At 70.6% G+C, this 21,370-nt stretch carries 22 protein-coding genes; 4 read left to right on the plus strand and 18 right to left on the minus strand.

Annotation, left to right across the window (positions count from 1 at the left end):
- Positions 1-4: 4 nt before the first annotated feature.
- The 12 genes from JL108_RS13385 to JL108_RS13440 are packed head-to-tail and all read right to left on the minus strand — an operon-like array spanning position 5 to position 10,890.
- Positions 5-814, minus strand: coding sequence for a siderophore-interacting protein (locus JL108_RS13385; RefSeq protein ID WP_205198739.1), 810 nt, complete (start codon positions 812-814; stop codon positions 5-7).
- Positions 814-1,032 carry an MbtH family protein gene (locus tag JL108_RS13390; protein WP_205198740.1) on the minus strand — a complete coding sequence of 73 codons (219 nt, stop codon included), beginning with the start codon at positions 1,030-1,032 and terminating at the stop codon, positions 814-816. Before JL108_RS13390 ends, JL108_RS13385 begins: the two co-directional genes overlap by 1 nt.
- Positions 1,029-1,808 (minus strand): alpha/beta fold hydrolase, encoded by a 780-nt coding sequence (locus JL108_RS13395; RefSeq protein WP_205198741.1) that lies wholly within the window; start codon positions 1,806-1,808, stop codon positions 1,029-1,031. Before JL108_RS13395 ends, JL108_RS13390 begins: the two co-directional genes overlap by 4 nt.
- Complete coding sequence (locus JL108_RS13400; RefSeq protein ID WP_205198742.1) at positions 1,805-2,047, minus strand: phosphopantetheine-binding protein; 243 nt, start codon at positions 2,045-2,047, stop codon at positions 1,805-1,807. The genes JL108_RS13395 and JL108_RS13400 overlap by 4 nt, the downstream gene beginning before the upstream one ends.
- Positions 2,040-3,380: a lysine N(6)-hydroxylase/L-ornithine N(5)-oxygenase family protein gene (locus JL108_RS13405; RefSeq protein WP_205198743.1), complete on the minus strand. Its 1,341-nt coding sequence runs from the start codon at positions 3,378-3,380 to the stop codon at positions 2,040-2,042. The genes JL108_RS13400 and JL108_RS13405 overlap by 8 nt, the downstream gene beginning before the upstream one ends.
- Positions 3,377-5,032, minus strand: a complete 1,656-nt coding sequence (locus JL108_RS13410; RefSeq protein WP_205198744.1) for a (2,3-dihydroxybenzoyl)adenylate synthase — start codon at positions 5,030-5,032, stop codon at positions 3,377-3,379. The genes JL108_RS13405 and JL108_RS13410 overlap by 4 nt, the downstream gene beginning before the upstream one ends.
- Positions 5,029-6,189, minus strand: a complete 1,161-nt coding sequence (locus JL108_RS13415; protein ID WP_205198745.1) for an isochorismate synthase MenF — start codon at positions 6,187-6,189, stop codon at positions 5,029-5,031. The genes JL108_RS13410 and JL108_RS13415 overlap by 4 nt, the downstream gene beginning before the upstream one ends.
- Positions 6,186-6,845: an isochorismatase family protein gene (locus JL108_RS13420; protein ID WP_205198746.1), complete on the minus strand. Its 660-nt coding sequence runs from the start codon at positions 6,843-6,845 to the stop codon at positions 6,186-6,188. Before JL108_RS13420 ends, JL108_RS13415 begins: the two co-directional genes overlap by 4 nt.
- Before the next feature lie 43 nt (positions 6,846-6,888).
- Positions 6,889-7,887: an ABC transporter substrate-binding protein gene (locus tag JL108_RS13425; protein ID WP_205198747.1), complete on the minus strand. Its 999-nt coding sequence runs from the start codon at positions 7,885-7,887 to the stop codon at positions 6,889-6,891.
- Complete coding sequence (locus JL108_RS13430; RefSeq protein WP_205198748.1) at positions 7,884-8,741, minus strand: ABC transporter ATP-binding protein; 858 nt, start codon at positions 8,739-8,741, stop codon at positions 7,884-7,886. Before JL108_RS13430 ends, JL108_RS13425 begins: the two co-directional genes overlap by 4 nt.
- Positions 8,738-9,796 carry an iron chelate uptake ABC transporter family permease subunit gene (locus JL108_RS13435; RefSeq protein WP_205198749.1) on the minus strand — a complete coding sequence of 353 codons (1,059 nt, stop codon included), beginning with the start codon at positions 9,794-9,796 and terminating at the stop codon, positions 8,738-8,740. The genes JL108_RS13430 and JL108_RS13435 overlap by 4 nt, the downstream gene beginning before the upstream one ends.
- Positions 9,793-10,890 (minus strand): iron ABC transporter permease, encoded by a 1,098-nt coding sequence (locus JL108_RS13440; RefSeq protein ID WP_205198750.1) that lies wholly within the window; start codon positions 10,888-10,890, stop codon positions 9,793-9,795. Before JL108_RS13440 ends, JL108_RS13435 begins: the two co-directional genes overlap by 4 nt.
- A gap of 77 nt (positions 10,891-10,967) precedes the next feature.
- Between JL108_RS13440 and JL108_RS13445 the strand changes: the two genes are divergently transcribed.
- Complete coding sequence (locus tag JL108_RS13445) at positions 10,968-11,726, plus strand: AraC family transcriptional regulator (RefSeq protein ID WP_205198751.1); 759 nt, start codon at positions 10,968-10,970, stop codon at positions 11,724-11,726.
- Here the strand turns inward: JL108_RS13445 and JL108_RS13450 are convergent.
- The 6 genes from JL108_RS13450 to JL108_RS13475 form a co-directional block, all read right to left on the minus strand.
- Positions 11,723-13,231, minus strand: coding sequence for a long-chain fatty acid--CoA ligase (locus JL108_RS13450; RefSeq protein ID WP_205198752.1), 1,509 nt, complete (start codon positions 13,229-13,231; stop codon positions 11,723-11,725). The two genes, JL108_RS13445 and JL108_RS13450, sit on opposite strands and share 4 nt — an antisense overlap.
- Positions 13,232-13,235: 4 nt before the next feature.
- Positions 13,236-14,216 carry a phosphotriesterase gene (locus JL108_RS13455; protein ID WP_143913484.1) on the minus strand — a complete coding sequence of 327 codons (981 nt, stop codon included), beginning with the start codon at positions 14,214-14,216 and terminating at the stop codon, positions 13,236-13,238.
- A gap of 93 nt (positions 14,217-14,309) precedes the next feature.
- Positions 14,310-14,948: a response regulator transcription factor gene (locus JL108_RS13460; protein WP_205198753.1), complete on the minus strand. Its 639-nt coding sequence runs from the start codon at positions 14,946-14,948 to the stop codon at positions 14,310-14,312.
- Positions 14,945-16,246, minus strand: a complete 1,302-nt coding sequence (locus tag JL108_RS13465) for a sensor domain-containing protein (protein ID WP_205198754.1) — start codon at positions 16,244-16,246, stop codon at positions 14,945-14,947. Before JL108_RS13465 ends, JL108_RS13460 begins: the two co-directional genes overlap by 4 nt.
- Positions 16,247-16,417: 171 nt before the next feature.
- A complete protein-coding gene (locus tag JL108_RS13470) occupies positions 16,418-17,047 on the minus strand; it encodes a TetR family transcriptional regulator (protein WP_143913478.1) in 630 nt (209 codons plus the stop codon).
- Positions 17,048-17,440: 393 nt separating this feature from the next.
- Positions 17,441-18,211 carry an IclR family transcriptional regulator gene (locus tag JL108_RS13475; protein WP_205198755.1) on the minus strand — a complete coding sequence of 257 codons (771 nt, stop codon included), beginning with the start codon at positions 18,209-18,211 and terminating at the stop codon, positions 17,441-17,443.
- Between the two features lie 70 nt (positions 18,212-18,281).
- On the opposite strand from JL108_RS13475, the gene JL108_RS13480 reads away from it, so the two are divergent.
- From JL108_RS13480 to dmpG, 3 genes are read left to right on the plus strand one after another with little or no spacing between them, the layout of a single operon-like run.
- Positions 18,282-19,088, plus strand: coding sequence for a 2-keto-4-pentenoate hydratase (locus tag JL108_RS13480; protein ID WP_275888669.1), 807 nt, complete (start codon positions 18,282-18,284; stop codon positions 19,086-19,088).
- A gap of 8 nt (positions 19,089-19,096) precedes the next feature.
- Positions 19,097-20,041 carry an acetaldehyde dehydrogenase (acetylating) gene (locus JL108_RS13485; protein ID WP_205198756.1) on the plus strand — a complete coding sequence of 315 codons (945 nt, stop codon included), beginning with the start codon at positions 19,097-19,099 and terminating at the stop codon, positions 20,039-20,041.
- Complete coding sequence (gene dmpG, locus JL108_RS13490; protein WP_205198757.1) at positions 20,038-21,066, plus strand: 4-hydroxy-2-oxovalerate aldolase; 1,029 nt, start codon at positions 20,038-20,040, stop codon at positions 21,064-21,066. The genes JL108_RS13485 and dmpG overlap by 4 nt, the downstream gene beginning before the upstream one ends.
- Positions 21,067-21,370 lie beyond the last annotated feature (304 nt).

Below are 21,370 nucleotides of genomic sequence, written 5' to 3' on the forward strand. Positions count from 1 at the left end.
CAGGTCAGTCCTCGTCTTCGTCGTCGTCCAGATGCTCGTGGGTGTCGGCCAGGCCGCGCTTCCAGTAACCGGTGATCGAGCTGTGCTCCTTGCCGAGCCCGAGATCATCGCGCACCCAGCGGCGCAGCGGCTTGATCGATCCGGCCTCTCCGGCGAGCCAGACGAAGGGATCGGCATCCGCCGGGATGGGCAGAGCCCGGACGGCGTCGGCGAGCTCGGTGCCACCACCGTCTCCGGTGTGCAGCCAGATCACGTCGACCTGCGGAGGGCTGTCGAGCGGCACCTGGGAGCCCGGCTCCGGGACCTCGATGACGGCCCATCCCCGAACATCGCGCGGCGCCTCCTCGAGCCAGCGCGCGATCGCCGGGAGCGCGGTCTCGTCACCGGCGAGCACATAGTGCGAATAGTCCGCCGGCACGTGGTATCCCCCCGGCGGTCCGGCGATGTGCACCGGATCCCCGGGCTTCACCTCGCGTACCCAGTCGGCCGCCAGTCCGCCGGGATGGGCGACGAAGTCGATATCGACCTCGCCGTCCCCGGGCCGGTGAGCGCGGATCGTGTACTCCCGGCTCGTCGGGAAGGGGCGCGGCCACTCCAGCTCGTCGCCGTCCGGACGGGGCAGCCGCAGCTCGCCGGTGTCGGGATCGGGGAAGATGAGCTTGACGTGCTCGTCGAAGACCGCGCTCTCGAAGCCCTCGGCTCCCGGACCGCCCACGGTGAGGCGGATCGAGGTCGAGGAGATCCAGGCCGTGCGCAGCACCTCGGCGGTGCGGATGCGCACCGGGAAGTCGACATAGCTGACCGGTGACCCCATCAGGCCTCCGCCGCCAATGCCTCGCGCAGACTCCGCGGCCGCAGGTCGGTCCACTCGCGCTCGATGTACTCCAGGCAGCTCGCGCGGTCGGTCTCGGCCAGCACGACCGTCCATCCGGCGGGGACCGCCGCGAACACCGGCCACAGCGAGTGCTGGCCCTCGTCGTTCACCAGCACGCTGAAGGTGCCGTTCTCGTCATCGAAGGGGTTCGTGGTCATGCGCTCCTCCTGGAGGGGTCGGGGATGGTGGCGAGCCGGGCCACGAGGGCCACCAGCTCGTGGGGGTTCTGGGCGAGCACGTCGTGTCCGCCCGGCCAGATGTGGACCTGCCGTACCGTGCTGCCCTCAACGGCCGCCCACGGAGCGGTCGGCACGAGCTGGTCCTCCTCGCCGAGCACCACGTGGACCTCGGCCTCGAGACCGGCCAGGTCTCCGGCCAGGTCGGTCTGCTCGGCGAGCTGGAGATGGACGCCGGTCGAGCCCGGAACGAGCTCGGCTGCGAGTCGCACCAGGTCGGCGGCGTCGTCGCGGTGAAGCGTCGCGAGCCAGCTCGGCGAGGTCGTGCTGAGCACGAGATGCTCCGCGAGTGCGGTGCGGTCGATCGTGTAGAGGCGCCTCCACAGCCGCGTCGTCAGCCACAGACGGGAGTCGGTCGACCAGGGCGCGGCGACCACTACGACCCGATGCGCGAGCTGCGGATGGCGCAGAGCCGTCCGCGCGATGACGGAGGCCCCGAGCGAGTGGCCGAGCAGCAGGACCGGACCGTCCACGCGCGAGACCACCGTCGCCGCGAGCGCGTCGGCCACGGCATCGAGGGTCCACCCGTCCGCAGGCCCGTCCTCCTCGCCGGGCAGATCGACCGCGAGCACCCGGTGTCCGCGAGCGAGCGCGGGGAGGGACGCGGCGAACGTGGTCGCCGCGGTCGCGCCGGCACCGTGGACGAGTACGACGGCGGGCCCCTCGCCGCGGTCGATCACCTCGAGGGACGCGGTCATGCGTCCGCCCGCGCCCGCTCGAGTGCGGTGGCGAACCCTCGCAGCGTGGGATCGGCCGACACCTCCTCGAGCTCGACGACCGTGCCGGCGGCACGCAGATCGGTGAGCAGGCTCATCAGCCGGATGGAGTCCAGACCGACATCGCGCAGGTCCTCGTCCGCTCCGAGGTCGGCGACATCGTCGATGACGACGGCCGCCACGAGGTCGCGCGCCTCGGCGATGGTGAGGGAGTCAGGCATGGGAACGCTCCTGGGCCAGTGAGGTGCGGGTCCGGGGATGACGGCTCAGATGCGCCGTGAGGATCGAGTCGGCGATCTCCCCGGCGCGTACGGCGACGACCGAGAGCAGCGACGTGCCGAATCCGTGGAGATGCTCGGTCTGGCCGGCGAGGTAGAGACCTCCCGGGCCGCCCACACGCAACCGCGCGCGGCTGTCGCGGTCGACCTCGAGCCGTCCCTGTTCGTCGCGGACCAGCAACCGGTCCGCGTTCCCGAGCAGCTGGCCGGCGTCGAAGGTCCGGTAGCCCGTGGCCAGCACCACGGCATCGGCGTCGAGCCTCGTCGCGCCTCCCGTCAGCTCATGGGCGATCTCGACCTGGACCCGATCGCCGTGCTCGACGGCGGAGGACATGCGGCTCATGCGGTGGAAGTGGAGCCGTTCTCGCCCCAGCCAGCGGTCGCGGTACATCGTGTCGAAGAGATCGTCGATCAGCTCGGGATTGGCGCTCCCGTTGTTCGCATTGCGGTGCAGGCTGTCCATGCGGTCGCGCACGGCGGGAGGGGCGTCGAAGAAGTCGTCGACCGCGGAGGGATCGAAGATCCGGTTGACCAGCGGTCCTTGCTCCGACGGGGCGATGCCGTAGCGCGAGCTCACCAGGTGCACGCGGGCGCCGGCGAATCTCCGATAGAGGTCGACCGCCACCTCGGCCGCACTCTGGCCCGAGCCGACGACGACGATGTCCACCGCATCGGTGACGGTGCCGACCCGAGCGAGATGGTGGTGCGAGTGCCATACCCGCGTGCCCGTCGTCATCCCCTCGGGCAGCCGCGGTACGAGACCCGCCGCGACGACGACCTGCCGTGCGAGCACCGTGCTGTGCCCTTCCGGTCCCGCGAAATCGACCTCGAAATGGTCCAACTCCTCCCCGGAGAGAACGGGGCGCACGGCGCGCACCTCGGTGCCGGTGCGCACGTAGCCGGAGAGCTGTGCCGCCACCCAGCGCAGGTATGCGGCGAACTCGATCCGCAACGGCACCATCGACCCGCGGTTGGTGAAGTCGACGAGCCGATCGGCGCTCTTGAGGAAATTGACAAAGGTGTACGGCGACTGGGGGTTGCGGAAGGTCGCGAGGTCCTTGAGGAAGGAGATCTGCATGCTCGCGTCGTCGAAGAGCATGTCGGGATGCCATTCGGGGACGTCGCGCCGCTCGGCGAAGGCCATCGACACCCGGCAGTGCTCCGCGGCGGAGGCGTTGTACTCGTCGAGGGCGATCGCGAGGGCCATGTTGGCGGGGCCGAAACCGATGCCGAACACGTCGAGCGGCTCGTCGGCCGCGGTGGTGGAGGAGGTCATGCGGGGTCCTGTCGGGTCAGAGTGCGACGGTCGACCTTGCCGACTCCCGTCGCGGGGAGCCGGTCGGTCAGGACGATCTCGTCGGGCAGTTTGAAGGCGGCGAGCCCGCTGGAGCGCAGGTGCCGTCGCAGGTCGGCCGGGCGGACGGGGCCAGCATGGTCACGGAGGACGACGTGCGCTCGGATGCGCTCTCCGACGAGGTCGTCCGGTGCCCCCGTCACGGCGACATCGTGCACGGACGGGTGCCGCAGCAGGTGCTCCTCGACCTCGGCGGGGGCGATCTTCTCCCCGGCCCGGTTGATCTGGTCCTTGGAGCGTCCGACGACCACGAGGTAGCCGTCGGCCCGCTCGACCACGACATCGCCCGTGCGGTAGAAGCCGTCGGCGGTGAAGGCCCGGGCGTTGTGCTCCGGAGCCCGGTAGTAGCCGCGGATCGTGTAGGGACCGCGGGTGAGGAGGTGCCCTGGCGTGCCCGGCGGCAGCGAGACATCGTCATCGTCGACGACCCGCACCTCGTCATAGGGGCTGATGCGCAGTCCCTGGGTGGTGGTGATCGTCTCGAGGTCGTCGTCGAGCCGGGTGTAGTTCACGAGTCCCTCGGCCATGCCGAAGACCTGTTGCAGCGTGCATCCCCACTCGGGGGCGACCCGGCGGGCGACGGCATCGGCGAGGCGTGCTCCTCCCACCTGCAGCACGCGCAGCGAGCTGAGATCCGCGGTACGCGCCTCGGCGCTGTTGAGCCAGGCGACCGCGAGGGCCGGCACGGCGGGCAGGATCGTGGCACGTTCGATCTCGACCAGGCGCAGCACGGTGGCCGCCGAGGGGTCGGCCGCCAGAACGATCGTTCCCCGCGCGGCGATCGCCCCGAGGATGCCCGGGGAGCTCATCGCGAAGTTGTGCGCGACGGGCAACGCGATGAGCAGCACCGAGGTCTCGTCGAGATCGCAGATCCGTGCGCTCTCGCGGACGGAGAACAGGTAGTCGTCGTGCGTGCGAGGGATGAGCTTGGGAGTGCCGGTCGTGCCTCCCGAGAGCTGCAGGAAGGCCACATCGCCGGGGTGCGCCGCCCGCCTCGGTGCGGTGGCGCCGACACCGGCGGCCTCGATCTCGGCCAGGTCGACGAGGCCGGGCGGCAAAGGTCCGACCGGTGCGTGGATCGCGGTCAGCCGGAGTTCCAGGTCATCGGCCAGGGCTGCCGCCGCCCGCAGGCGATCGTCTCCGGCATGTGTGCCGCCGGTGACATAACCCACCGCCTCGGCGTGCCGGCAGAAGTGCTCGATCTCCACCCGGCCGTGCGCCGGAAGCGCGAAGACCGGGAGCGCCCCGAGCCGCCAGAGTGCGAACACGGTCACGACGAAGGCCGCGACATTGGGCAGCTGTATCACCACGCGGTCGCCGCGCTCGATGCCCCGTCCGGCGAGTCCGACGGCGAGGGCGTCGACGCGCGCGTCGAGTCCGGCGTAGTCGAGTCGAGCGTCCTCGGCGACGACCGCGAGACCCTCAGGACGCGCGGCCACGGCATCGCGCAGCAGCTCGTCCAGGGTGGCCCCGGTCCACAGGCCGAGCTCGCGGTAGCGTTCGGCGGCGTCCTCGGGGTAGGCAACCCAGCCCGGCAGCGGCCACGGCGCGGGCGTGTCGGCGACCGCGCTCATGCACCGCTCACCGCCAGGGTGTCCGCGGCCGGGACGGTCTCCACGTCACCGCTGACGGCCCGGAGCGAGCGTAGGAAGGTCTGCAGCTTGGTGGCCGTCTCGGCGTGCTCGCCGGCGGCCGTCGAGTCCGCCACGACGCCGGCGCCCGCGTGCACGCGGACCTCGTCGTCTCGCACCAGGCCGCAGCGCAGCGACAGCACCCATTCGCCATTGCCCTCGGCGTCCATCCAGCCGACCAGTCCGGCGAAGAAACCACGGTCGGTCGCTTCGAGCTCACGGATGAGCCGGCTCGCGGCGATACCGGGGAATCCGCAGACCGCCGGGGTCGGATGGAGCGCATAGGCCGCGTCGAGCGCGGTGACACCCGGCCGCAGGCGGCCGGACAGTGTCGTACTGAGATGCCACAGCTGCTCGGTCGCCGAGAGCGACGGGCGGGCGGGGACCTCGAGGGCGCTGGTCAAAGGACCGAGCGCGGCGTCGACTCGTTCGACCACGATGCCGTGCTCGTGCAGATCCTTGGCGGAGCGCGCGAGGCCGTCACGGGCACGCAGGTCATCGTCCCGGTCCATGCCGCGGGGCGCGGAGCCGGCGAGCGGAGTGCTGACCACCGACCGACCGTCGACGCGCACCAGCAGCTCGGGTGAGGCGCCGAGCATCGTGCCGTGCTCCCCGAGGTCCACACCGAAGGCATAGGCCGCCGGATTCGCGGCGGCGAGCACCTCGTACAGGGCGGTCTGGTCGACGGCGGTCCGCGTGCGCACGTCGACCGCGCGGGCCAGGACGACCTTGGACAGCTCCCCGGCCTCGATCCTCTCGAGCGCCGCGCCCACCGCGTCTCGGTACCGCGGATCGTCCGGCACCTCGGCCGCACCTGAGAGCGCGCGTCGAGGGCGACGTGCCGGGGTGTCGTGCGCGAACTCCTCCGGGATCCAGAGCCGAGCCGGGCGGTAGGGATCGAAGCCGATCGCGCCGACGACGATCGACCGGCGGCCGGTCTCGGCCTCGACGCGCCGCAGCATCGCGAGCGCCGCCCCCGCGGCGCCCGGCCCGTGCGCCAGCCCGGGGTCCAGGTGCTCGCGCACGCCGGTCCCCGTCACGGTGCAGTCCGGGCCGGCGAGTCGGAACGCTCCTGCCGATCCGAATGCCGGCGCGGTCACCGTCCGGTCACCGCCTCGGCCGCTGCCACCGCGTTCACCGCCGCCTCGGTCGACAGCACCGTGGCACACCGTTCGGCGGCATAGTCGAGCGCCTGCACGTGGTGTTCTCGGGAGAAGTCGGCGACGGCATCGGAGACGACGAAGGGGGCGATGTCGTGCATGAAGGCGTCCGCGGCGGTGAGCAGCACCCCGATGTGCGCGTACACGCCCACCACCACGATCTGGTCACGTCCCCAGTCCTGCAACAGCTCGAGCAACGGCGTGCGGATGAAGGCGTTGTACCGCCACTTGGTCAGCAGGACATCGTGGTCGCGCGGGGCCACGGCCGACACGATCCGCGCGCTGTCGTCGGTCTGCAGACCCGGCCCCCAGAAGTCGGACAGCAGACCGCGATCCTCCGGCTGCTGTTGGGGCGGTTGAGCCGTGTACACCACCGGCATCCCGGCCACATCGGCCGCCTCCCGGAGCCGGCGGACATTGGCGATCGCCACCTCCGCCGGCCCCCCTCCGGTGGGCTCGAAGGCACCGATGAAGTGCTCCTGGAGATCGTGCACGAGCAGGACCGCCCGCCGCGGGTCGAGCGACCAGTCGACACGGTTGGCGATGTGGTCGGTCGCGGTGGGCATCTCGTACGCGGCGATGGACGGCAGTGCCATGGGTTCCTCCCGATGTGATGTGTGACGTGGGGCGGGTGCCGGCTCAGGAGCCGGCGACCGCCTGCTGCAGGAGCGGGGTGAGCTCCTCGAGGACCCACGGGACGCTCAGCGGGGTCTTGTAGGTCAGCGGCGAGGCGACCTCGTCGGGGATGACGGCATAGTGACCGCCGCTGACCGATGTCAGCGAGGTGAAGAGCCGGTCGCTCTCCAGCTCGTCCTGCGTCAGCACGCCCTCGTCCCCGAAGGGATAACCGACGAACAGGACGTCGGCATCGATCTGGTCCAGGTTCTCCTTGCTGACCGCGTTGTTGCTCGCGTCGAAGTCCCCGGCGTTCGGGGCCTGGACGAAGCCGAGATCGGTGAAGAAGCTGGCATCCGAGCCCTCCCAGGACTCATAGGTGATCTGCTCGGGATGGATGTTGATCTGCGTGTAGGTGGTCCCTTCGAAGTCCGGGTTGGTCTCGCGGACCTCGGCGAAGGCGGCGTCGATATCGGCCTCGATCCGCTCGGCCTCGTCCGTCAGGTCGAGGGCCTCGGCGACCTCGTTCGTGCGGTCCTGCCACGACATCGCCGACAGCCCGTCGTCGCCCTGGTACGACACGACGGGGGCGATCTTGGCCAGCTTCTCGTAGTCGTCCTCGAGCGTGTAGCCGCTCGTGGCGAGGATGACATCGGGCTCGGTCTCGGCGATCGCGGCGAAGTCGACGCCATCGCTGGGGTCGAAGGTCTCGATCTCGAAGCCCTGCTCTTCCGCGGCATCGGCGGTCCACGGCGAGATCTCGCCGTAGAGCGGCGCGATGACTGGGTCGACGCCGAGGGCGACGGCGATATCGAGATCGACATCGGACACGACGGCCACGGTCTCCGGCTTCTCCTCCAGGGTCGTCTCGCCGAACGGGCTCGACAGCGTCATGGGGTAGGAGCCGTCGCCCGAACCGGAGGAACCGGACGTCTCCGAGGCATCCGATCCACAGGCGGACAGACCGAGACCGGTGACGAGGACGACGGCGCCGATGGCGGCGTGGCGGGCGGATCGATTCATGGATGGGCTCCTTCGGGGCTCATGGGGGTGGGTTCGCAAGGGGGTGCCAGGTCGTGGCGACCTCGGACGAGCACGAGGGGCGCCCCGGTGTCGGGATCCTCGATGACACGGGCCGTGACACCGAAGACATCGCGCAGCAGCTCGGCCGTGACGACCTCGCGCACCGGACCCGAGGTGACGACCCGGCCCTCGCGCATGGCGACCACGGTGTCGGCATAGCGGGCGGCCTGTCCGAGATCGTGCAGCACCATCAGCACGGTGGTTCCGGCATCGCGCAGATCGGTCAGCAGGTCGAGCACCTCGAGCTGGTGGGCGACGTCGAGATAGCTGGTCGGCTCGTCGAGCAGCAGGATGCCGGTCTGCTGGGCCAGGGCCATCGCGATCCAGACGCGCTGTCGCTGGCCTCCGGACAGGGACTCCACGGGACGCTCGGCGAGTGCTGCCGTGCCCGTGCGCACCAGCGCCTCGGCGATCGCGATCTCATCGGCGCGCGTGGGCCGTTGGCCGATCCGCCGGTGCGGGTGGCGGCCGCGCCAGACGAGTTCGGCGACCGTGATCCCCGAAGGAGCCACCGGCTCCTGAGGAAGGATGCCCAGTCGTCGCGCGACCTCGCGCGACGACATCGAGGCGATATCGGCGCCGTCGAGCAGGATCGTGCCCCGGGCCGCCGGCAGCAGTCTCGCCAGCGCGCGCAGGACCGTCGACTTGCCGCAGCCGTTGGGACCGACGAGGGCGGTGATCCGCCCGGCCTCGACGACCAGGTCGAGGTCGCGCACGATGGGCTCGCCGCCGTAGCCGATGTCGGCACCCCTGGCCTCCAGCGGATGGCGTCCGGTGTCGATCGATGACGTCATACCGACGACCTCCGTCGCAGCAGGAGGACGATCAGCACCGGCGCGCCGACCATCGCGGTGATCGCGCCGGTCGGCACGGGACTGATGCCCGGCCCGTTCTGGGCGAGCAGATCGGAGGCGAGCAGCACCACGGCTCCCACGAGGGCTGCGCCGACGATGCCGCCGCCGGGGAGACGGGCGGCGATCGGGCCCGCCACCAGCGCGACGAACGCCACGGGTCCGACGACAGAGGTCGCGAGTGCCGCCATAACGGCGCCGGCGAGCAGGACCAGGAAGCGCGTACGTGCGACGCGGGTGCCGAGGCCCTCCGCGACATCGTCGCCCAGGCGCAGTGCGTGCAGATCGGCTCCCACCACCAGCAGCAGCGCGGCGGCCACGAGCAGCGTCACCGCCAGCAGCCGGACGTCTGCCCAGGACGAGCCGTGGAGCGAGCCGACGAGCCAGCGCATCGCCCGCTGCGTGCCGACCTCGTCGGCCCCGGACAGGGTGTAGTTGGTGATGGAGGCGAAGCAGGCGCTGATCCCGATGCCGACCAGCACAAGCCGGTGGATGGCGCCGGCTCGACCGCTCGCGAGCACCATGATGGCCACGACCGCGATCGATGCCCCCGCCAAGGCACCGATCTGGGTAGCGGCACCGGATCGTCCCAGTCCGACGAGGACGATCACGCCTCCCGCCGCGGCTCCGGCGGAGACGCCGATGATGTCCGGTGTAGCGAGCACATTGCCGACGAGGCGCTGGTAGACGACTCCGGAGAGTCCCAGCAGCGCGCCGGCGAGTATCGCCGTGCCGGCGCGTGGCAGCAGGTCCTCCCAGACGATGAACCGTGCGAGCCCCTCGCCCTGGCCGATCGCCGCCCGCAGTGCGTCGTCGAACGGGAGGGACACGGAGCTTCCCCGCGTCACGGTCGCGACGAGCAGGATCGACAGCAGCGCCGTCATCGCGATGAGGGTGCCGGCGTGACGGCGACGCTGACGACGGGCCGTCAGACGGAGCTGGTCGAGGGTCCGCTCCACGGCGGGTTCGAGGATCCCTGTGGTGGTCGTGTGGCTCATACGGCGGCCACCTTCCGGCGCCGGGCGAGAGCGATGAAGAAGGGCGTGCCGACGACGGCGGTCATGACACCGACCTGGATCTCGCCGCTGCCCGGGGCGAGCCGGCCGAGCACGTCTGCCACGAGCAGGATGACGGCTCCGGTGAGCATCGCGTACGGCACGGTCCAGCGGTAGTCCGCGCCGACCAGCAGGCGCGCGACGTGGGCCCCGACCAACCCGACGAAGCCGATCGGCCCCGTCGCGCACGTGGCAGCGGCGCATAGGAGCACCGCGATGCCCATCGTCACGAGCCGTGTCCGCGCCACGTCGACGCCCAGGGCCGCGGCGATGTCGTCGCCGAGTCCCAGGATGTTGAGGGCGCCGCCGATCAGCAGGGCCGCGATGAGTCCGACGGTGATGAAGATCCACAGGTCGCCGAGCACCGGAGCGCGACCGACGAGCTGTCCCACGGACCAGTACCGGTAGTGGTGATAGACCCCGGGGTCGCGGATGGTCATCACGGTGATGAGCGCGGCCATCAGCGCCGAGGCCGCCGCGCCGCTGATGACGAGGCTGACGGTCTGCGAGGTGCCGGTGGCCAGGCGCGCGAGCAGCAGGACCAGGGCGGTGGCGATCGCGGCGCCGGCCAGGCCGACCCAGAAGTAGCCCGCGGCGCCGGTGATCCCCAGGAAGAGGATCGCGATCACGACGGCGACGGCCGCGCCCAGCTCGGTGCCGAGGATGCCGCCGTCCACGAGTGGATTGCGCGTGACGGCCTGCATGATGGCGCCGGCCGCGCCCAGGGCTGCGCCGACCAGCACGGCGAGCAGCGTGCGCGGCAGCCGCTCGTCGATGACGATCGCTGCCTCATAGGAGGTCTCGGCGAGCGAGGGATGCGCGAGCGCCTCGAGCACGGTCGCCGGGCTGATGTCCCGGGCGCCGACGGCGAGCGAGGCGATGACGGCACCGGCCCCGAGGACCACCAGCGCGACGAGACCGACCACTCGCCGGCCCGATGAGGCACGCAAGCCGGCGATGAGCTCGTCGACCTCGCTGGGACCTTCCGAGACGAGCGGCGACATCTCCCGTGTGTCGCCAGCCGGACGTCCCGCCACCTGATGCTCCCTCGGTCTGCTCTCGCTGCGGGCGACCTGCCGCAGCACCGAGATAACCTTAGGCTAGCCTAATTTGCATGTCCGCTACTCAGCGCTCAAGGGACGCGACTCAGCGCTCGCATCAGCCCGAGTCCACCCTGGGCTTCGATCTCACGGTCAACTCCTGGGGGCACTCGGCCCACGCCCACACCTTCGGCCAGTTGGTGCACGCGATCAGCGGTCGGGCGACCTTCTCCATCCACGATCTCGACGGCTCCGTGACGGCGACGCACACCATCGACACGACCTCGGCGATCTGGATTCCGCCGATGGTCTGGCACAGCGCGCGCTTCGCCGCGGAGTTCGCACCGTCCGCACATGCTCTCGAGCTGAACCGGGATGAGGCACGCGTCCGGCTGCTCGTCGTCGACACCACCGTGCGGGCGGAGCTCCTGGCGACCCAGTGGCGCCCGGACCGCGAGCTCGTCGCGACCCGCGCCGCCCTCGCGGCCCAAGACCCGGCCGCAGAGGGCCCTCCCCCACGGCCTTCGGGCGACGTGACCCGCTCGATCGCCGAGGCCCTCGACCGCGACCCCGCCGACGGCCGCGACCTCGACGACTGGGCACATGAGCTGCACACCAGCACAGCGACGATCCGCCGGGCGTTCAAGTCCGAGACCGGGCTCACCTACTCGCAGTGGCGTACCCGGCACCGCCTCCATGCCGCGTTGACGCTGCTCCGCGAGGGACACCGGCCGTCCTGGACCGCAGCGGCGGTCGGCTACAGCGAGGCGGGGCTCGCCGCGGCGATCCGCCGGCAGTTCGCCTGCGCCCCGTCCGCACTGATGCCGCGCTAGCGGTCCAGCTCGCGCTTGAGGATCTTGCCGGTCGCCCCCTTGGGCAGACTGTCGATGATCCGCACCTCGCGCGGGTACTTGTACGCGGCCAGTCGTTCGCGGCAGAACTCGACGATCTCCTCGGGCGTCGCCTCCGCACCCGGCGAGAGCGCCACGAAGGCCAGGATCTCCTCGCCGAGCCGCTCGTCGGGCCGGCCGACCACCGCGGCCTCGGCGATCGCGGGATGCTCGTAGAGCACCTCCTCGACCTCACGCGGGTACACGTTGTACCCGCCGCGGATGACGAGGTCCTTGAGCCGGTCGACGACGAAGAAGTACCCCTCGTCGTCGCGATAGCCGAGATCGCCGGTGCGGAACCAACCGTCCCGCAGCGCGGCCGCGGTCGCCTCCGGGCGGTTGAAGTAGGCCTTCATCACGTTGTGCCCGCGAATGACGATCTCACCGACATGCTCGGTTCCCGGCGGCAGCTCGGTGCCCTCGGGATCGAGGATCCTGACCTCCACACCCCAGATCGGCTTGCCGATCGAGAGCACCTTGCGCTCGGCGGCGCTCACATTGAAGGTCGTCGTGCTCGCGGTCTCCGACAGGCCGTAGCCCTCCAGGACGACCACGCCGGAGAACTTCTCCTCGAAGGCGCGGATCACCTCGCCGGGGATCGAGGCCCCGCCCGAGACCGCCGAGCGCAGGCTCGACAGATCCCGACCGGCCACCTCCTCCTGCAGCAAGGCGAAGTACATCGTGGGCACACCGGAGAAGATCGTGACCCGATGCCGTTCGATCGCGTCGAGCACCGCGGCCGCCTCGAAACGCGGCACCAGCACCATCGAGGCGCCGAACCGCACCGAGATGTTCAGGACGCTCGACAGCCCGAAGACGTGGAACAGCGGCAGCACCGCCATCGACACGTCATCGGGACGCAGCTCGAACAGCTCCCCGGCCACCGTGCAGTTCATATAGAGCTGGAAGTGCGTGAGCTCGGCGCCCTTGGGCTGTCCCGTGGTGCCGCTCGTGTAGAGGATCACCGCGGTGTCATCGGGCGACATCGCCCGGATATCGCCGGTGTCCTCCTCGGCGAGGAGTCGCTCGAAGGGCTCGGCCCCTTGGACCTCACCACCGACCACGAAGACGCCGACCTCGTGATCGACACCGGCCGCCCCGCCGAGCGCCGCCTGCGCGAAGGACTCGTAGGTCACCAGCGCCCGCGCCCCACTGTCGGACAGGAAGTAGGCGATCTCGCGGGCCGTGAGCAGCGGGTTCAGCGGCACCATCCGCAGGCCGGACTTGAGGATGCCGAAGTAGGCGATCAGGAACTGCGGCACATTCGGCAGCTGCACGGCCACCGCCTCGCCGGGAGCGAAGCCACGGGCCAGCAAGGTCGCCGCGAACCGGCCCGAGGCCTCGTCGATCTGGGCGAAGGTCAGCGACTGGTTACCGATATGGACGAGGGGCTTGTCCGGGGTCGCGACAGCGGACTCGCGCAGCATCGTCGCCAGATTGAAGGACACCGGGTCACCGCCCCTCGAGGAACCGACGGGGCACGTCGTTGAGCATCGTGTCGATCTGTTCCTGCGTGACCCCGCGCTCCAGCACATACGGGAAGACGTCCTCGAACAGGTGCGTGTAGTGCCACTGCGGCAGGAAGGCCATCACCTCCGGATCGACCCAGTCGATATAGCAGGAGGCGTCCTGGGAGAGCACCATCTGGTCGGTGTACCCCCGCTCGACCATCGCGATGAGGGTGTCGGCACGGGCCTCGAAGGTGGTGTCGAGGTTGATGCCGAAGCGGTCCATGCCCAGCACGAAGCCCAGGTCGGCCAGCTCGGCGAGGTGGTCCACGTCCGTGGTGTCGCCGCTGTGTCCGAGCACGATGCGCCGCGGATCGACACCCTCCTCGTCGCACAGGATCCGCTTGACCTCCAGGCCTGCCTTGGTGTCGGGGTGCGTGTGCACGGTGATCGGCGTGCCCGTCTGGTGGTGGGCCGCGGCGATCGCGCGCATGATCCGCTCGACACCGGGCGTCGCGCCCGGGGCGTCGATGGCGCACTTGAGCATGCCGGCCTTGACCCCGGTACCGGCGATGCCCTCGCGGATGTCGCTGAGGAACATGTCCACCATCGGCTCGGGCACCTCGGCACCGACGGCGTCGTTCAGCGCCGGTCCGCGGTAGTGGAAGTAGTGCGGCACGTCCTCATAGGTGTAGACCCCCGTCGCGACGATGAGCTGGATCGGCACCCGCGCCGCGATCTCCTGGATCCGCGGGATGTAGCGCCCGAGCCCGATCACGGTCGGATCGACGATCGTCCGCACCCCGGCGTCGTACGCGCGTTGGAGCTTGGCGACGGCGTCCTCGACCCGCTCGGATTCCGACCCCCATTCCTCGGGGAAATTGGCCTGGATCTCCGGGCTCAGCACGAACACATGCTCGTGCATCAGGGTGACACCGAGTTCGGCGGTGTCGACGGGCCCTCGGACGGTCTGGATCTCGGACATGAGCACTCCTTCGCAGGCAGGACGATGCGATGACTATCGCACGCCGGTGACCCCGGTCACAGGACGGAGGTGCCTCGTGTGTCGCGCACGCCGTCAGCGCAGGAACCGCAGGACGGCGCTGACCCGACGATGCGCCGCGTCGTCATCGGGATAGAGGTCGAGCTTGGCGAAGATCCGCTGGGTGTGCTTCTCGACCGCGGCGACCGAGACGAACAACGCCGCGGCGATCGCCGCATTCGACTTGCCCTCCGCCATGCCCGAGAGCACCTCGCGCTCGCGCGGGGTGAGACCGGCCAGCGGGTCGTGGTTGCGGCCCATCAGCTGACGCACCACGAGCGGATCGAGCACGGTCCCCCCGTCCGCCACATTGGCGAGTGCCTCGAAGAACATGTCGAGGTCGCTGACCCGGTCCTTGAGCAGGTAGCCGACGCCCGCATCGCCCGTGGCCAGCAGCTCGTCGGCATAGGACACCTCGACGTACTGCGAGAGCACCAGCAGTCGGGCCTCGGGACGCGACTGGCGCACCTCCACGGCCGCGCGCAGGCCCTCGTCGCTGTGGCTCGGGGGCATCCGGACGTCGACGATCCCGAGGTCCGGGCGCTCGTCGAGCATCGCGGTCACGAAGGCGGGTCCGTCGCCGACGGCGGCGACGACCTCGTGGCCGGCGTCGGCGAGGACCAGCTGAAGCCCCTCGCGCAGCAGGACCGAGTCGTCCGCGATCGCGATCCTCATCGGCGGTCCACGGGGATCCGCGCGACGACCGCCGTCGGCCCGCCCTCGGGAGAGGACACCTCCAGGGCGCCGTCGACGGCCGCGAGCCGCTGCCGGAGCCCCGCCAGGCCGAGCCCCTTGGCCGGGTGCGCTCCCCCGATGCCGTCGTCCTCGACCAGAACGAGGAGGTCGTCGCCGTCTGCGGCCACTGTCACGCTCGCGGACGACGCGCCACTGTGCTTGCCGACATTGGCGAGCGCCTCGGCCACGACGAAATAGGCGGCGGTCTCGACGTGCGGCGCCAGCCCGTCCACCGCCCGGGTCGTCACGGTCACCGGCACGATGCTCTGAACCGCCAACTCCCGTACCGCCGCCGACAGGCCCCGGTCGACCAGAAGCGGCGGCGCGATGCCACGCGAGAGCGACCGCAGCTCGGCCACGGTCTCCCGCGCCTGCATGAGCGCGTCGTCGATCCGCTTGGCCGCCAGCTCCGGGTCCTCCGACACCTGCCGCTTGGCGCGCCCGAGGTCCATCGTCAGCCGGACCAGGCGCTGCTGCGGCCCGTCGTGGATGTCCCGTTCGAGCCGGCGCAGGGACTCGGCCTCGGCGTCACGGGCGGCCGCACGCCCGTCCTCCGCGCGCGCGACCTCGCCTTGCAGCTCGGCGCGACTGCACAGCAGCACCCCGGCCAGGCTCGCGTGCAGCAGCGCACCGGCCCGGACCGCCAGCGGCAGCGTCGCCAGGAACAGGACGCCGAGCACCAGGTTCAGCCAGCTCTCGGCCGCGCGGCCCTCACCGAGGCCGAGCAGCTCGGCCAGACCGGTTCCCTCATCGTCGACCGGGATCCAGCGTTGCCAGAACCAGTAGGTGAGTCCGCCGAGCGCGCCGACCCACCAGACGACGGTCAGAGCGAAGGCGAAGGTCCCGGTGATCCAGCCGATCACGCCCCAGACGATGTCGAGCCAGGTCTGCGGGTCCCGCAGCGGTGTGAGGCAGCGGCGCCAGAGACCGTCGTCCGGGCGGGACCGCAGGTAGCGGGGCGTGGGCGCCTCACGGCCCAGCATGGACCGCAGCCGCTGCCGCTCTGCCGCGGCGAAGCCCCGCGCCACGATGGCGGCCAGCGCCAGGACGAGGACCCCGCCGACGACCACGATCAGCGCCAGTCCGAGTGCGGTCAGGGAGAGCACCAGCACCAGCGCCACGATGCCGAGCACGATCGCGCTCAGGCCGTAGGCGGTCTCGAGCAGCACCCGACGGGCGCCCCGTGGGGGCGCGAGAGTGGTCGGCGCTGTCGTCGGCGGTGTCACGGTCTCGGCCATGTCTCAACCCTAGGAACGGGAAGGCCCGATGACGATCGGGTTGCCCCGACACTTCGGAGCGGTCCCCGCGGCGAACGCCGGACGAACGATGATGCTTTCCGGCTGCCATGACGACCGCACTGCATCATCATCGGTCCCGCAGCGCGTTGGGGCCGGCCGGTGGGCGACGTATCAGCTGTGCCACTTCTCGAAGCCGAGGACGATGAGGCGCATCTGCCGGCGCGCGCCTTCCTTGATCTGCGCCTCCAGGTCAGGCCGTCCGTCGGGCATCTCGACGACCTCCTCGGCATTCGCGACCATATTGCGCACGAACAGCCGGGCCACCATGTGGACGTCGTCGCTGCTCCAGTTCTCGATATTGGGCAGCCGCGCGAGCACCACCGAGAGCTCGGACACGAAGAGGTCGAGCTCGTGCGCGATCGCCTCGCGCACCGCCGCCGACCCGCCGACCCGCTCACGAGCCACGAAGGCGAAGTGCGCCTTGTGCTCCTTGACCGCCTCGACCAGCACGTCCGCGGCGGCATCGATGATCCGGTTGAAGACATCCGGGTCGCGCTGCGCATCGCGGATCATCCGCCGCAGCGTGGCGAAGGATCGCTCGACCAGAGCGAGCCCGAGATCGTCCATCGACGCGAAGTGCCGGTAGAAGGCCGCCGGCACGACCCCGGCCTCCTTAGCGACCTGCCGCAGGCTGATCTGCGCGAAGCCGCTGCGCTGGCTCAGCTCGAGCGCCGCATCGAGCAGGGCCGCACGGGTGCGCTCCTTCTGCTCCTGGCGCGACAGCGCGGCCGAATCGGACATGCCCCCACAGTAGATGGTTGGTACGCGGGGCCCCGCCCCTGCATAGCCCTGCGACCGCGTCGGCGAGAGTGTCGGGCTTGGCGCTGCTCGCCCGCACGAAGGATGTGCTTTCGTGGTTGCCATAGCGACCACCCAGGCACATCCTTCGTGAGCGGCCGACGCAGGATGCGCGTCTGCGGTTGCCCCAGCAGCCACGGAAGCACATCCTCCGTCAGCAGCGGCCCGGCCGATGCCTCCCGGTGAGTGACGCACCCCTGCACGAACGGGGGCGGTGAGTGACGCACCTCTGCACGACCGGGGCGGTGGGCTACGCACGTCTCAACTCGATCGAGAGGTGCGCAGGTCACCGCCCCACCGATCGAGACGTGCGCAGGTCACCGCCCACCCACGTCACTAGGCGGGAGGTCTCGTCTCCCCGCTCCGGCGAGCGAGCACGCTGCCGAGCCCGGAGGCGGCCGCCTTCACCGAGGAGACATGGGCCTCGGGCCTGAACCGGCCCACAGGGCCCGTGACGCTGATCGCCGCGACCGCGCTGCGCCCATCGACATCGAGCACCGCGGAGGCCACGCACAGCAGGCCCGTCGTCGACTCCTCCCGTTCAAAGGCCACGCCGGTCTCGACCACGGCCACGAGCTGGCTCGCCAGCAGCCCGGGCGCCACCACGGTCCGGGGTGTGCGGCGCGGCAACGGGGACTCCAGCACGCTCCGCCGCAACTCGGCATCGCCGTAGGCCAGCAGGGCCTTGCCGATCGCGGTGCAGTGCAGCGGCATGCGGCCGCCGGTCCGCGACGGCGAGCGCGCCTGCCGGTGGCCGCCGATCTTGGCCACATAGACCACCTCGTGCCCGTCGAGCACACCGAGGTGCACCATCTCGTGCGTGCGCTCGTAGAGGTCCTGCAGGAAGGGCATGGCGACCTCCAACAGCCCGCGCTCCACCGCCGCTCGCATCCCGAGCTCGAAGAGCGTCCCCGAGAGCCGGTAGCCCGCGGAGGTCCGCTCGAGCAATCGGTGCCGCGTCATGTCGCCGGCGACCCGGTGGACGGTGGTCTTCGGCAGGTCGGTGCGCCGGGCGAGCTCGGCGAGGCTGACCTGGGTCTCGGTGGCCGAGAACGCCTCCAGGATCGCCATGACCTTGCCCAGGACCGTGTCCAGCTCGTGCGCCATGCGCTCAGCGTACCGCTGAGTGGAACGCTGAGATGGACCCGCCGAGGCGCCGCCCAGCAGGCTGAGCTCCATGGACAGCACACCCTCGACCGGGATCGCCGAGGCGGCGGATCGACTGCGCGGAGCGCTGCGCACCGGCCGGCCCACCACCCCGGTGCGCGATCTCATCGGCAGCGACGACATCTCGGCCGCGTACGCGACGCAGCGGCTGGTGAACGCCGACCGGCTCGCGGCCGGTGTGACGGTCGTCGGGCGCAAGATCGGCCTGACCTCCCCGGCGGTCCAGCGCCAGCTCGGTGTGGACCGTCCCGACTTCGGTGTGCTGTTCGAGGACATGGCCTACGACGACGGCGCCACGATCGACTTCGCGCAGGTCATGCAGCCCAAGGTCGAGGCCGAGGTGGCCTTCGTTCTGGATGCCGATCTGGCCGAGGGGCCCCTGGACGCCGCGCAGGTCCGCGCCGCCATCGGCCGGGTCCATCCCGCGCTCGAGATCTGTGGGAGTCGGATCGCGAACTGGGACATCACCTTCGGCGACACCGTCGCCGACAATGCCTCGGCGGGCGCCTACGTCCTCGGCACCGGACACCGCTCCTTGGACGAGGTCGAGCCGCGCGAGGTGACGATGCGGATGACGGTCGACGGCACCGAGGTCTCCTCCGGCGACGGCACCGCCTGTCTCGGCGATCCGATCGAGGCCGTCGTCTGGCTGGCCCGCCAGGTGCGCGGCCTCGGAGCGCCTCTCCGCGCCGGGGAGGTCGTCCTGTCCGGCGCCCTCGGCCCCATGCATGCCGTCGGACCCGGCGACACCGTGACCGCGACGCTCTCGGGCCTCGGCGAGGTCACCATCGGCTTCAGTCCCTCCTCCGCCCAGTAAGGACCACCATGCAGAGAACCAAGGTCGCCGTCATCGGATCGGGCAATATCGGCACCGACCTGATGATCAAAGTGCTGCGTTCGCACCACCTCGAGATGAGCGCGATGGTCGGCATCGACCCCGACTCCGATGGACTCGCCCGCGCCCGGCGCCACGGCGTGGCCACCACGCACGAGGGCGTGGCCGGGCTCCTCGCGCTGCCCGATGCCGACCAGATCGACATCGTCTTCGACGCGACCAGCGCCAAGGCCCACGTCGCCAACGCCGAGGCGCTGCCGGGCAAGCGCATGATCGACCTCACCCCTGCCGCGATCGGCCCGTATGTCGTGCCGGCGGTCAACCTCGAGCAGCACCTCGACGCCCCCGATGTCAACATGGTGACCTGCGGCGGCCAGGCGACGATCCCCATCGTCGCGGCCATCAGCCAGGTCGCCGATGTCGGCTACGCCGAGATCGTCGCCTCGATCGCCTCCCGCAGCGCCGGACCCGGCACCCGCGCCAATATCGACGAGTTCACCGAGACCACCTCGTCGGCCATCGTCTCCGTCGGCGGCGCGACCCGCGGCAAGGCGATCATCATCCTCAACCCCGCCGAACCGCCGCTCATCATGCGCGACACGGTCTTCGCGCTCATCGGGACCGAGGACGGCGATCCGACCGAGAGCATCCGCTCGTCCGTCGAGGCGATGGTGGCTGCGGTCGCCGCCTATGTGCCGGGATACCGGCTCAAACAGCAGGTGCAGGTCAGCCCCGTCCCTGCCGACCAGCCTGTCGAGACCCTCCTCGAGCCGGGCGCCCCACGCCCGACACATCAGGTGTCGGTCTTCCTCGAGGTCGAGGGGGCCGCCGACTATCTCCCGGCCTACGCCGGCAATCTCGACATCATGACCTCCGCCGGTGTCCAGGTCGCGGAGCAGATCGCCCTCCGTTCACAGCAGGAAGTCGCCCGATGAGCTCGCCGATCTTCGTCCAGGACGTCACCCTGCGCGACGGGATGCACGCCGTCCGCCACCGCATCGATCCCGCCGACGTCCGGCGGATCGTCGCGGCCCTCGACGCCGCCGGAGTCGACGCGATCGAAGTCGCCCACGGCGACGGTCTCGCCGGATCGTCCCTGAACTATGGGCCGGGATCGCACAGCGACTGGGCATGGATCGAGGCCGCCGCCGAGGTGATCGACAACGCCCGGCTCACCACGCTGCTGCTGCCCGGGGTCGGCACGATCCACGAGTTGAAGACCGCCTGGGACCTGGGCGTGCGTTCCGTGCGGATCGCCACGCACTGCACCGAGGCCGATATCTCCGCCCAGCACATCGCCGCGGCCCGCGAGATCGGCATGGACGTCTCGGGCTTCCTCATGCTCTCGCACATGGCCCCGCCCGAGAAGCTGGCTGAGCAGGCCAAGCTGATGGAGTCCTACGGCGCCCACTGCGTCTACATCACCGACTCCGGCGGACGGCTGACCATGGCCGATGTCGAGGCCCGCGTCCGCGCCTATCGCGACGTGCTCGACCCGGCCACCGAGATCGGCATCCACGCCCACGAGAATCTCTCACTCTCGGTGGCGAACTCCGTCGTCGCCGTCCAGAACGGCGTCTTCCGTGTCGACGCCTCCCTCGCCGGACACGGCGCCGGGGCCGGGAACTGCCCGATCGAGGCCTTCATCGCGGTCGCGAACCTCTCGAACTTCGACCACCGCTGCGACCTCTTCGGGCTGCAGGACGCCGCCGACGACCTCGTCCGCCCCTTGCAGGACCGCCCGGTCCGAGTCGACCGCGAGACGCTGACCCTCGGCTACGCCGGCGTCTACTCCTCCTTCCTGCGCCACGCCGAGAACGCCTCGGCACACTACGGGGTCGACGTTCGCGACATCCTCACCGAATGCGGCCGGCGAGGACTCGTCGGCGGCCAGGAGGACATGATCATCGATGTCGCCCTCACCTTGGCGGGCAGCAGCCCCGACGCGGCGAGCACCTGAACGGTGAGTTATCCCGCACTTTCCACCGGCGGTCTCAATCGGTCGAAGCAACATCTTTGATGAGGAGTTGTTGTGAGGCATTCGGTGCGGACGCGTCGGCGGTTCTATGAGTTGGTGTGTTTAGAGGGTTACGGTCTGTCGTCTGCGGCGTTTGCGGTTGGGGCGGGGATGGGGTCCTCGACGAGGTGGTGGCGGCAGGCTTTCGGTATGGATATCGAGGTCAGCAAGGGTGTTCATGGGGGACCACGGATCGGTGTTGCGCGTGATGTCGATGTCAGTGATGGGCGGGTCCGGTCGCGGCGGG

This window comes from Aeromicrobium sp. YIM 150415, from assembly GCF_016918125.1.
GTDB lineage: Bacteria > Actinomycetota > Actinomycetes > Propionibacteriales > Nocardioidaceae > Aeromicrobium > Aeromicrobium piscarium.

Coding starts and splice junctions, on each gene's coding strand:
- JL108_RS13385 (WP_205198739.1), bottom strand. CDS start 814: ATGGGGTCACCGGTCAGCTATGTCGACTTCCCGGTGCGCATCCGCACC.
- JL108_RS13390 (WP_205198740.1), bottom strand. CDS start 1,032: ATGACCACGAACCCCTTCGATGACGAGAACGGCACCTTCAGCGTGCTG.
- JL108_RS13395 (WP_205198741.1), bottom strand. CDS start 1,808: ATGACCGCGTCCCTCGAGGTGATCGACCGCGGCGAGGGGCCCGCCGTC.
- JL108_RS13400 (WP_205198742.1), bottom strand. CDS start 2,047: ATGCCTGACTCCCTCACCATCGCCGAGGCGCGCGACCTCGTGGCGGCC.
- JL108_RS13405 (WP_205198743.1), bottom strand. CDS start 3,380: ATGACCTCCTCCACCACCGCGGCCGACGAGCCGCTCGACGTGTTCGGC.
- JL108_RS13410 (WP_205198744.1), bottom strand. CDS start 5,032: ATGAGCGCGGTCGCCGACACGCCCGCGCCGTGGCCGCTGCCGGGCTGG.
- JL108_RS13420 (WP_205198746.1), bottom strand. CDS start 6,845: ATGGCACTGCCGTCCATCGCCGCGTACGAGATGCCCACCGCGACCGAC.
- JL108_RS13425 (WP_205198747.1), bottom strand. CDS start 7,887: ATGAATCGATCCGCCCGCCACGCCGCCATCGGCGCCGTCGTCCTCGTC.
- JL108_RS13430 (WP_205198748.1), bottom strand. CDS start 8,741: ATGACGTCATCGATCGACACCGGACGCCATCCGCTGGAGGCCAGGGGT.
- JL108_RS13435 (WP_205198749.1), bottom strand. CDS start 9,796: ATGAGCCACACGACCACCACAGGGATCCTCGAACCCGCCGTGGAGCGG.
- JL108_RS13445 (WP_205198751.1), top strand. CDS start 10,968: ATGTCCGCTACTCAGCGCTCAAGGGACGCGACTCAGCGCTCGCATCAG.
- JL108_RS13455 (WP_143913484.1), bottom strand. CDS start 14,216: ATGTCCGAGATCCAGACCGTCCGAGGGCCCGTCGACACCGCCGAACTC.
- JL108_RS13460 (WP_205198753.1), bottom strand. CDS start 14,948: ATGAGGATCGCGATCGCGGACGACTCGGTCCTGCTGCGCGAGGGGCTT.
- JL108_RS13465 (WP_205198754.1), bottom strand. CDS start 16,246: ATGGCCGAGACCGTGACACCGCCGACGACAGCGCCGACCACTCTCGCG.
- JL108_RS13470 (WP_143913478.1), bottom strand. CDS start 17,047: ATGTCCGATTCGGCCGCGCTGTCGCGCCAGGAGCAGAAGGAGCGCACC.
- JL108_RS13475 (WP_205198755.1), bottom strand. CDS start 18,211: ATGGCGCACGAGCTGGACACGGTCCTGGGCAAGGTCATGGCGATCCTG.
- JL108_RS13480 (WP_275888669.1), top strand. CDS start 18,282: ATGGACAGCACACCCTCGACCGGGATCGCCGAGGCGGCGGATCGACTG.
- JL108_RS13485 (WP_205198756.1), top strand. CDS start 19,097: ATGCAGAGAACCAAGGTCGCCGTCATCGGATCGGGCAATATCGGCACC.
- dmpG (WP_205198757.1), top strand. CDS start 20,038: ATGAGCTCGCCGATCTTCGTCCAGGACGTCACCCTGCGCGACGGGATG.